Source organism: Halomonas sp. 3D7M, assembly GCF_014897885.1.
Taxonomy (GTDB): Bacteria; Pseudomonadota; Gammaproteobacteria; order Pseudomonadales; family Halomonadaceae; genus Vreelandella.
The window spans coordinates 1-7,003 of the sequence record NZ_JABUZF010000027.1 but is presented as its reverse complement, the minus strand read 5'-3'; the positions used below and the strand labels follow the sequence as shown (position 1 = coordinate 7,003).

The window sequence follows — 7,003 nt, the reverse complement described above, 5'->3', positions numbered from 1 at the left end:
GGAGGGATTGACGGTTAAAGGTGGAGGGATTGACGGTTGAAAGGTGTAGGGATTGACGGTATAAGTTGAGTAATTAATATTACTCCACAAATGGTGCTGATTTGATTAAGTCTCTTGTCTACAAATCTAATGCCCTGATCGAGGCGTCCTACCGCCTAAGTGTCTATGAACAGCGCATCATTCTAGGCTGTATTGCTCAGGTAAGGCGTGACGCCCCTTTAACCGATCAGCAGCTGTATACGGTTACCGCGCAGGAGATAGCCGACCTCGCTGGAGTAGGGGTTAAAACTGCCTATCGCGATTTGAAAGCTGCCGCTGAGCGTTTGTTTCGGCGCGAAGTAACGCTGCATGAAGCCCCAAATGGGAAGGGAGGGGCCAAGGTTCGGCTAACACGCTGGGTGCAGGAAGTTGTTTATCAAGAGGATCAAGGGACTGTAGCGCTACGTTTCAGCCAACCAATGGTGCCCTACCTGTCTCAGCTGACAGAGCAATTCACCCGCTATGCGCTGGCTGACGTAGCCCATATGGATAGCGCCTATGGTATCCGGCTCTATGAATTACTTTGCCAGTGGCGTGAGGCAGGCCAGCGAGAAGTTGAAATGGGCTGGCTACGTGATGCCTTCCAGTTAGAAGGTCGTTATGGACGGTTAGCTGACTTTAAGCGCTGGGTGATTGAACCTGCGGTAGAACAGGTCAACGAGCATTCGCCAATGTGGGTGAAGTGGTCACAGCGCAAAACCGGGCGGCGCGTCTCTCATTTGGTGTTTACCTTCGGCGAGAAGCCGTCAGCATCATCCAAGAAAAAAAGTCGCGATCGACACACCAGCGAGACATCCCTTCCTCCCAAAGGTAAAGGCGCTCGTTTTGGTATTCCTCAGGCTGTGATCGAAGCCAATGCCCACCCTGGAGAGAGCTACGAAGATGCTGCATTGAGGCTTCTGGAAACGCGTAAAAAACCTGCTGATTCATGACGCCTTCAAACAACGTGTTTTTTTGAAGACAGGAAACAGCCTGTTTTTTGTCAGCGAATGACGCCTAACAGCTTGTAAAAAAAAGATAAAATTCACTTCCCCCCAATTGGGGGATTCTGCATCTCCCCCCAATATTGGGGGGAAGTGAAAGATTTTGCCCACCTCCCCCCAGTACTGGGGGGAACCCGCGGCAAAACGGCTTTGTTTTGGAATCGACACGACACGACGACTCGGAGCGTTTCTCCGAAACGCTTTGCGCGTCACTGTCGGCTGACGCCGACAAACTGGCCTTAACGGCCAGCCGCACCTGACGGTGCGCTGGGACGCTCGACCGGGGCACATGGGCTGCGGCACAGCTATGCTCAAGAACGGATGGGGGAATTACAGCGTGATGGGCTCAACTATCGGGATGCGTTAGAAGTCGTTTCCCAGGAGATGGGGCATTTTAGAGACTCGATAACAGAGGTTTATCTGCGATGAACCGACGTAACACTGCGCTTTTCGTCGTCCTAGCAGTTGTTGCTGGCCTGGCCTGGCTTGCGTATGACCGCTTTCCGAATATTGCTTATCTTACGGGCACTTATGAAGCCAGCTTGGGCTGGGCAGCAGTGCGTGCTGCGTGGCCCGTCTATGCGTTGATTCTGTCCCTAGCCGCCCTGATAGGTCTGCTAATCGGTGCTTGGGTGGGTGAAAGCAGCCGCGAGCGTGATGCCGCCGAGATGCTGGCCACCCAGCAAGAAAAGCTGAAGGCACAGCAATCGAAGGCTCAACAACTCGAACAAGACGCGCGCGTAAAGGCCGCAGAGGCGGCTCAGGCGCAGCGCGACGCTGAGGCCCTGCTTGCCCCTTCACAAATGCGTATAAACGAGCTGAGCGAGCAGAATGCGCTATTGAAACGGCGTTTAAGTGGCTCGGTGGAAGCGTTGGAACGTAAAAAACGCCAGGTGCGTGAACTTCGACAACTAGACAATGAAGCGTTGGTAACGGAGATCGAGCAGCTACGCAGTATGATTCGGCAGGATAGGCAGCAGATTTTTAAGCTTGAGCAACAACGGCAGCGCTAGAAACGCTACAAGTAGTCCTGGTTAATCAATTCAAAGACCTTACGCTTGGCGCTGGTCAGATCATTTTTCGCTAGAACATACCACTCGTACTGCTCACTGCCTGGCGTCATTTCTTGCCCGACCGCGGCCCGATCACGCTCATAGCGGTAGCGCGGCCCCTGAGGCGCGGGCTGCCACTCAGTCACCCTTTCACTGGTAAACACGGGTTTTAAATCGCTGAGCTTACGCATAATCGCCTTTCAGTGATAAACGTCTTTCCGGTGCCCGATCCGCACGACGAGAACGCATACCCGCTGGTCCTCAATCTGCGCAACCAACCGATAGTCACCGACGCGGTACCGCCATAGCTCGCCCAGCTGACCCTGGAGCGGTTTGCCCAGCTGTCGCGGATCCTCAAGCGGCTGAACTCGCTCGCGCAGATAGTCACGGATACGCTTGGCTTCAGCATGGCCCAACTTCTTCAGCTGCTTTTGGGCGGCGCCCGTCAGCTCAATTTGCCAGCCCAAGCTCTCGCTCCACGTCGTCCAGGGAGTGCGTGGTTTCCTCGCCACGGCGCAGGCGCTCTAGTGTCTGCTCAGCCAGGTAGACGTCCTCAAGGTCCTCGAGATGTTCAAGGATGGCTTCACGGGCGTAATAAGTCTTGGTGCGGCCGGTGGCCTTGGCTAAGGCCTCCAGGCGCGCTTCGATGTCGCTGGGCAGTCGTATTGCCAACATGATGATCTCTCCTGGAGGTCGCTATACACGTATAGCATATACTGAAATCAATGCTCTAACCAGGGACAAAAGACGACAAATTCAAGATTATTGTCATTATCTTGAGTTTTAAAACGTAGGAATTAAAGGGGCTAATTCTCAATATTTGTATGCACTATGCTGTATGTCGTTTGTCATGACTAAGGCCACCCTATGCACCTCAAATATATTTTTACCTGCCTAGCAGTGGGCAGCATTGCTGCCAATATTGGCGCTTGTGCCAGTACAAACGCCAACTCAGAATCCCGCCTGTACTTCAAATCCCAGGCAAATGAATTTGAAATAGCCCCACGTTGTTTACGCAGTGTGTCGATGAATGAGGACGAGGATGGGCGGGACTTCATCACTGTGGATTTTATTCAATCAGCAGAATGCTATGACAAGCTAGATAACTGGATACGAGGGAATATCGGGGAGGATGTGAAATTGATTTTCGATGGAGAAACTGTATCTGGACCGAGTCGAGTTGTAGGACCCTTAGCGGCTGATAACGTTTGGATAGGGTCTGAAAATAGTGATCTATTATCAGACGTTTATAAGCATCTATCGCCATCGGGCTAGTTTAATTCAGACCTTAACCGTACATGCTCAACGCTGGCTTTCAGCTCCAACTTACTTAACTAAACGCTTCGCATCGATCGCCTTATTGACTTGATATGCATAGCCACCAGCCACCGATATAGAGACTACCAGCACGCCAAAGATGATGGGGAGAATGGCAGGGCTGTCGCTTAGAAATACGGAGATCGAGTTCATGCCTACACCTCTCAGAGTGGTACGGGTTATCAGTTAATTGTAACGATGGTCGGTTCTAATGCGAGTCACTTTTCGCGTTAGAACCGACCATCAACCCTTCGCATGCACTGACACTAACGCGCTGCGCTTGTTCGCCGCCCAGCCGCCACCGAATTAAAAATTCGGCGCCACTGGGACGGCAGGGAAAGCGTGAAAACATCGGTATATATTGAGGCCAACCGGGAGGCGCAAGCCTGCCTTTCCGCTGCGCTCCAAGGCAGGCTTGCGCCTCCCAACTTTTCGCACGTGCGAAAAGTCAGGATACGTTCGCCTTGCTAGCCACTATCGGCACGCCCCGCTGGGCGCTGACCCCTCTCACGCGCTGGCTAGACACATCATAAACTTGCTGCACTGACTGACTGTTACCCCTTTCAGGGCCGTCTCCACGGCGTTTTTACTGCGGTGCCGGTCTAAACCCCTTTCCCGCTTGCCAGTGCCCACAGATCGCGACTCTGTGGCATGTGATGCGCGATGCACGCTGAACCGTATGTGAGATTCCCCGTCTCGGCTCAACTACTGCGCCCAAACTGGTCGACAACAACTCGAATCCAGACCAGCGGACACGCGAAAACGCGCTATAGCAGTAGCTATCGCGATTAGGAGGACAAGGGCTTTGATAGTGTTCTGGTGGCTCCAGGGCTTGCAGGAGCGGCGGCTTAGCGCCATAATTCAAGAACAGCTTTGGTTAGACGAGCCTTGTTCCTCTCTAACCGCCGGTTGAAAAGTGTTGGTAGCACTCTTCAACCCGACACCCCGCCTCGGCGGGGTTTCGTCGTTTATAGCCTTTCAAAAGCTGTGCGTCAATCTTCGTCTGCTTGCAAATCATTGACCCAAAAGCTCTTAACCTCTGCGTTTCTAAGCGAAACGCGGTGTGCTTTCCGCACACAGTGACGCTCTGCGCGTCACTGTCGGCTAACGCCGACTAGCCGACCTTTACGGCCGGCGATGCACCTGGCGGTGCATCGTCGCTCTCTGCGAGCGACGCGCCGCCGATGGCGTCGGAGTCGCCTGCCGGCGACCGGTCAGACGCATACGCGCCTGCCCGCTGGGTACATCGCTATGCGACTTACCCAGCGAGCAGGCTTAATGGCTTTACAAAGATTTAGCGCACATTCAGCGCACAATTTGTCATGCACATACTAACGTGCTAGATTTCGAGTGTTCGCCGTCCAAGCACGTGTGCTTTGCACAGAGAGCTTTGCCTACTCTCGCAACCAAACTGGCGCTTTCAACAGCGTAGGACGTTGCCGAACGTCAGCAGGCAAATCGGTTCCCCAGGCTCAGCCTGGCACTGGCTAGCAGCATCGCTAGCACTAAGCGCACAGCCCGCGCTTCTCAAATAAATCCGGCTAACGGTGCATGGCACAGCGAGTAAACAGGTCATCGCTTCGACGTATTCGATAAATAGGGCCGCAGTCCGCCATCATGCGGGCGATCATGCTGGAGATACCAGCATGAAAGTTCTTACAACCGAGTGGCCTTTGACTGACTTCGACCCTTCCAACGAATTAAAGCGCGTCCGTAGCATGAAACAGCTAGGGCGTCGCCGTCCCTATGCGCAAGGACGCAGCCAGCTCGATACCTATACCGCTGAACTCTTGGCATTGCACGATACAGGTGCCCGACCTGCCGATCTCCAAGCCTGGCTGAAAATGCCACCGCGACGATTAAGCGTCGCCCACTCCACGGTTTCACGTTGGCTTCGCCGCACACTCGATAGGCGTGACGTCGACAGGAGTCGTCATTAATGGGGGTATGGTTTGCTAAAGGCGAGCGTCAAGCGGGCCGCATCATGCAGCAACTCCAAGGCAGCATCGTTCAAAGTGTCCGCAGCGTCAGCAACTACGAATCGGCGTTAGCTAACGTTGCTGAATGGCAAAAACAAGAGCACAAAGCAGGGCGTGAAGGCGGCGATCTCCGCAGCCTCACCCCCGCCCAAGCGGTTGCTTATTTAGAGCAGCGTGGTGAAGCGGTCGGGCAAAAGACACTCGATCAAGAACGGCAAGCCATTCAACTGATGCAACAGCATGTCACGGGCAAGCTGTCAGAGAACGAGCGTCTACCTGTCGTCAAAAGCGAGCGCGAACAGGTCTTATCGTCTCGTAGTTATACCCGCGAGCAAATTACCGCCATAGCGGAACGACAAGGCGAAAAAAATGCGCTGGCGACGCAGATTGCCCATGCTGCCGGACTTCGCGCCCATGAATTGCTCACACTTCGCCTCGCCAGTGAACGCCCACCCAATGAGCGTCCTGCGCGTGATGAAAAATTCGCGCTTCGTGAAGCTCAAGAGCGCTATACCGTCATCGGGAAAGGCGGTCTCTGTCGAGAAGTTGCCATTCCCCGAGCGCTTGCTGAACGTCTTGAAAGCACTCGATTAGCAGCCCCTCAGCGGATAACGGATCGCGGCGTTTACTATCAGTCGCACTATGCCATCGGCGGCGGGCAACGCTGGTCGAACAGCTTTAGCCAGGCCAGCAATGCCGCCCTTGGCCGCAGCAGCGGCGCGCATGGCGTTCGCCATAGTTACGCTCAAGAGCGTATGGGTGAACTACAACGCGACGGACTGAGTTATCGTGACGCGCTAGAGGTTGTTTCCCAGGAAATGGGGCATTTCCGCGACACCATCACCGAGGTTTATCTGCGATGATCTGGCGAAACCTCTCACTCTTTTTGGTTCTGTTCGGGCTAATCGCCGTTGCCTGGTTGGCTTACCAGCGTTTCCCCAACATCGCTTATATGGTGGCGGACTACCGCTCAATCACAGGCTGGGCAGCGCTAAGGGCCGGTTGGCCGGTTTATGTTTTGGTTGTTGCTGTGGCTACCCTGATTGGGCTTGTGGTGGGTGGCTGGATAGGTGACACCAGCCGAGAGAGTGATGCCGCTGAGGCATTAGCCAGCCAACAGCGTGAACTGGCCCATCAACAGCGACAGGCGCAGCAGGCCGAACGCGAGGCGCATGACACAGCGATTGCTGCTGCTCAGGCAAAGCGCGATGCAGAAGCGCTGATTGGCCCCTCGCAAAAGCGAATTAATGAACTGATCGAAGAAAATGCGCTGCTCAAACGTCGTTTAACTGGTTCCATTGACGCATTGGAGCGCAAGAAACGCCAATTGCGCGCAAAGTGACGCAGCTCTTCTTGAGTAGGTTTAAGTTGATGCCGCGTAGCGGCATGCAGTGAGCGCAGCGAACGGTAAACCGACTACGCCTTTATCGCTAGAACGGCCTGTGAGGCGCATAGAAGGCGTTTCAGCCTGCACCCCCCCCCATTACTGCCCAACAGGGTTTTTTTTGCTCCTGCGCGATTTCTCGCGCGTTAGCGCCCGTCGTACTCAAGCAGCGCAGGTGCGAAGCACCTCGAAAGCCGCCTCAGCCGCGCCTCTGGCGCGTCATTTTTAGGCTGGCCGAAGGCCAGGGCG

General features: G+C 54.5%; 10 protein-coding genes. 6 read left to right on the top strand and 4 right to left on the bottom strand.

From position 1 onward, the window contains the following. Nucleotides 1-101 precede the first annotated feature (101 nt). Complete coding sequence (locus INT22_RS00615) at nucleotides 102-971, top strand: replication initiation protein (protein ID WP_193067486.1); 870 nt, start codon at nucleotides 102-104, stop codon at nucleotides 969-971. Between the two features lie 476 nt (nucleotides 972-1,447). Next, the gene (locus INT22_RS00610) at nucleotides 1,448-2,035 is read left to right on the top strand and encodes a hypothetical protein (RefSeq protein ID WP_193067485.1); all 588 of its coding nucleotides are present in this window, start codon (nucleotides 1,448-1,450) and stop codon (nucleotides 2,033-2,035) included. 5 nt (nucleotides 2,036-2,040) lie between these two features. Here INT22_RS00610 and INT22_RS00605 read toward each other — a convergent pair whose 3' ends face one another. The 3 genes from INT22_RS00605 to relB are packed head-to-tail and all read right to left on the bottom strand — an operon-like array spanning nucleotide 2,041 to nucleotide 2,749. Continuing rightward, nucleotides 2,041-2,265, bottom strand: a complete 225-nt coding sequence (locus INT22_RS00605) for a hypothetical protein (RefSeq protein ID WP_193067484.1) — start codon at nucleotides 2,263-2,265, stop codon at nucleotides 2,041-2,043. Nucleotides 2,266-2,274: 9 nt separating this feature from the next. Then, nucleotides 2,275-2,541: a type II toxin-antitoxin system RelE family toxin gene (locus INT22_RS00600; protein ID WP_193067483.1), complete on the bottom strand. Its 267-nt coding sequence runs from the start codon at nucleotides 2,539-2,541 to the stop codon at nucleotides 2,275-2,277. Continuing rightward, complete coding sequence (relB, locus tag INT22_RS00595) at nucleotides 2,525-2,749, bottom strand: type II toxin-antitoxin system RelB family antitoxin (protein WP_193067482.1); 225 nt, start codon at nucleotides 2,747-2,749, stop codon at nucleotides 2,525-2,527. The genes INT22_RS00600 and relB overlap by 17 nt, the downstream gene beginning before the upstream one ends. A 192-nt stretch (nucleotides 2,750-2,941) precedes the next feature. On the opposite strand from relB, the gene INT22_RS00590 reads away from it, so the two are divergent. After that, nucleotides 2,942-3,349, top strand: coding sequence for a hypothetical protein (locus tag INT22_RS00590; RefSeq protein ID WP_096282445.1), 408 nt, complete (start codon nucleotides 2,942-2,944; stop codon nucleotides 3,347-3,349). Nucleotides 3,350-3,400: 51 nt separating this feature from the next. On the opposite strand, the gene INT22_RS00585 is transcribed toward INT22_RS00590, so the two are convergent. Continuing rightward, on the bottom strand, nucleotides 3,401-3,544 hold the full coding sequence (locus INT22_RS00585; protein ID WP_176483447.1) for a hypothetical protein: 144 nt from the start codon (nucleotides 3,542-3,544) through the stop codon (nucleotides 3,401-3,403). Nucleotides 3,545-5,037: 1,493 nt separating this feature from the next. Between INT22_RS00585 and INT22_RS00580 the strand changes: the two genes are divergently transcribed. The 3 genes from INT22_RS00580 to INT22_RS00570 are packed head-to-tail and all read left to right on the top strand — an operon-like array spanning nucleotide 5,038 to nucleotide 6,712. After that, nucleotides 5,038-5,331: a hypothetical protein gene (locus INT22_RS00580; protein WP_193067481.1), complete on the top strand. Its 294-nt coding sequence runs from the start codon at nucleotides 5,038-5,040 to the stop codon at nucleotides 5,329-5,331. Next, on the top strand, nucleotides 5,331-6,233 hold the full coding sequence (locus INT22_RS00575; RefSeq protein ID WP_193067480.1) for a site-specific integrase: 903 nt from the start codon (nucleotides 5,331-5,333) through the stop codon (nucleotides 6,231-6,233). Before INT22_RS00580 ends, INT22_RS00575 begins: the two co-directional genes overlap by 1 nt. Next, on the top strand, nucleotides 6,230-6,712 hold the full coding sequence (locus tag INT22_RS00570) for a hypothetical protein (protein ID WP_193067479.1): 483 nt from the start codon (nucleotides 6,230-6,232) through the stop codon (nucleotides 6,710-6,712). The genes INT22_RS00575 and INT22_RS00570 overlap by 4 nt, the downstream gene beginning before the upstream one ends. Nucleotides 6,713-7,003: the final 291 nt, after the last annotated feature.

What these genes read in the sequence shown, in the direction of transcription:
- INT22_RS00610 (WP_193067485.1), top strand. Translation starts at nt 1,448, where the DNA reads ATGAACCGACGTAACACTGCGCTTTTCGTCGTCCTAGCAGTTGTTGCT.
- INT22_RS00605 (WP_193067484.1), bottom strand. Translation starts at nt 2,265, where the DNA reads ATGCGTAAGCTCAGCGATTTAAAACCCGTGTTTACCAGTGAAAGGGTG.
- relB (WP_193067482.1), bottom strand. Translation starts at nt 2,749, where the DNA reads ATGTTGGCAATACGACTGCCCAGCGACATCGAAGCGCGCCTGGAGGCC.
- INT22_RS00590 (WP_096282445.1), top strand. Translation starts at nt 2,942, where the DNA reads ATGCACCTCAAATATATTTTTACCTGCCTAGCAGTGGGCAGCATTGCT.
- INT22_RS00585 (WP_176483447.1), bottom strand. Translation starts at nt 3,544, where the DNA reads ATGAACTCGATCTCCGTATTTCTAAGCGACAGCCCTGCCATTCTCCCC.
- INT22_RS00580 (WP_193067481.1), top strand. Translation starts at nt 5,038, where the DNA reads ATGAAAGTTCTTACAACCGAGTGGCCTTTGACTGACTTCGACCCTTCC.
- INT22_RS00575 (WP_193067480.1), top strand. Translation starts at nt 5,331, where the DNA reads ATGGGGGTATGGTTTGCTAAAGGCGAGCGTCAAGCGGGCCGCATCATG.
- INT22_RS00570 (WP_193067479.1), top strand. Translation starts at nt 6,230, where the DNA reads ATGATCTGGCGAAACCTCTCACTCTTTTTGGTTCTGTTCGGGCTAATC.